Origin of the sequence: Aquisphaera insulae, assembly GCF_011064615.1 — a bacterium.
In the GTDB taxonomy this organism is placed as follows: domain Bacteria; phylum Planctomycetota; class Planctomycetia; order Isosphaerales; family Isosphaeraceae; genus Aquisphaera; species Aquisphaera insulae.
Genome location: NZ_JAALJH010000206.1, coordinates 1 through 1,827 on the forward strand (window position 1 = coordinate 1; position 1,827 = coordinate 1,827).

Annotated in this window: 3 protein-coding genes; all 3 read right to left on the minus strand. The window is 58.9% G+C overall.

Going from position 1 to position 1,827, the window contains the following annotated elements; translation table 11 throughout:
- Positions 1-419, minus strand: a 419-nt coding sequence (locus G6O54_RS37605) for a hypothetical protein (protein WP_205679180.1), incomplete at its 3' end; no start/stop codon positions are given.
- A 1,120-nt stretch (positions 420-1,539) separates the two neighbouring features.
- Positions 1,540-1,683, minus strand: coding sequence for a hypothetical protein (locus G6O54_RS36740; RefSeq protein WP_165236042.1), 144 nt, complete (start codon positions 1,681-1,683; stop codon positions 1,540-1,542).
- Positions 1,674-1,802, minus strand: coding sequence for a GNAT family N-acetyltransferase (locus tag G6O54_RS39015; RefSeq protein WP_205679181.1), 129 nt, complete (start codon positions 1,800-1,802; stop codon positions 1,674-1,676). Before G6O54_RS39015 ends, G6O54_RS36740 begins: the two co-directional genes overlap by 10 nt.
- Between the last annotated feature and the right edge of the window lie 25 nt (positions 1,803-1,827).

Here is a 1,827-nt window from a genome sequence, read left to right on the forward strand (position 1 = left end):
GCTTTGGGAACAACGATCAAATACCTCGCATCGTTCAGCTCATTTACGTGTTCAACTGTAACCTTTACTTTTGGCTTTGGGACTGCTTCTGCCAATCCCAACTTCGCCACTACGGAAGGTACCGATTCGGGAAGTGCACACGATATCCATCGACTCAACTCTTGACCCGCCTCGTTTCCCAGCGCAAGTCCGTATATGGCCATATGGTGCCATCGCAAATCGCGAAGAACCGCCTTGTTCCTCTCCCGCTGAGGTGTCGAGAGAGGCACACCCAGGACTCCACCACCTGCAAACCCTGGAGAAAAGCGAAAGTGACCCGGAAGAGCCTCCTGCCAGTGTGAGACCCACGGGCCCATGTCACGGAAGTCACCGCCATAACCGGGGAAAACATACCATTGCGATTCCGAATGCAGTTTCATGCTTGACTCCCCTCCAAATTTTCCCGTCCATGCATTTAGCGTGTGTTTCATGCCAGTCATGAAACATGCACGGAAACATCCCTCGCTTACGCTCCGGCTCGGAGAGACTCATATTCTTAGCTATGACATCGTACTAGCGTCCTGAGTCGAACGTTCGCTGACAAATTGCTTTCACTCGACCGAGGAGCAGGTCGGCGTCCGCCGTCCACACGAACGGCCGAGGATTGCGGTTATGATCCTCAAAGTACTCCTTAATCGCTTGCTCCGGCGCCGCGACGCTCCGGAACGCACCGCGGCGGAGGGAGCCAACGGGGGGGAGCCAACGGGGTCATTCTGGGGGGAGCCAACGGGGTCATTCTGATTGGGGGGGAGCCAACGGGGTCATTCTGGGGGAGCCAACGGGGTCATTCTGATTGCCTGTGCCCGATTGGGTAAGATGGGTGGCTGGTGCCCCTGTTTACGACTCCGGAGCACTCTTGGACCACTTTCGGGGCACTCTGATCACCTGCGATAGGCTGGGCAATCTGTGCATCAGTCGCGTCCGCAGGATCTTCTCGACACCTCGACGGATTTCATCCACTTGGGCGAGAGGGACTCGCACACGTTCTCCGGCCTCGACGCGACCAAGTAGACGTCGATGATGAGCAGAGTACGGACGCTCGTGGACCCGGATGGAGGGCCGGCGTTCGACATGGCGGGCTGGCAGACGTCGATCGTCAGCAACTCGCTCTCCGCCTCCAAGCAGGCACCAATGGCCAGGCACCCAAAACGAGCAGGCACCAATGGCTAGGCACCCAAAACGGGTAGTTCGGATAACGCAAAGAGGAAAGCCGGCATCGAGGGCCAGGCTCATCGACGAGGCATATCGACGGGCATGCAAGACCAGGCACGGAAGGCCAGGCACATCGACGAGTCGGGAGCGCGTCGTGCCCATCGGCGTGAACTTCCACGAATGGAGCCCAGCCCAATAATCATCCTTTATTCACCATGCCAGTCGAAACCACGAGCCGCCCGGGACGCGGCTTCTCCCGCCCCCTGGCTTCCCTATGTTGGGTGCATGGCTGTTGATGCATGCTGTGTTGATTGTGTGGCTTGGCCTTGCTGCGCTGGCCGGATGTGATCAGAGCAATTTCGTGAAGGTGACCTTGCCGACGCCATCGGCGTAGTAATCCGGGACGCGGGCGACCTCGACGTACCCTAGCTGGCGATAGAACTGCCGGGTCTTCTCCAGCTCGGGGACGGACGCGGTCTCGATCAAGAGCATCCGACCGCCTGCAGCCTCAGTTCGTCCTCCACCGCGCGGAGGAGGCGACTGCCGATGCCCCGGCCCTGGCAACCGGCATGCACCATCATCATCAGTAGTTCCCACGTCCGGTCGGTCATCTGCTTCGGAGTGAAGTAGACGATA

Excerpts from the sequence above, each read along its gene's own strand:
- G6O54_RS36740 (WP_165236042.1), bottom strand. The coding sequence starts at position 1,683 with ATGCTCTTGATCGAGACCGCGTCCGTCCCCGAGCTGGAGAAGACCCGG.
- G6O54_RS39015 (WP_205679181.1), bottom strand. The coding sequence starts at position 1,802 with ATGACCGACCGGACGTGGGAACTACTGATGATGATGGTGCATGCCGGT.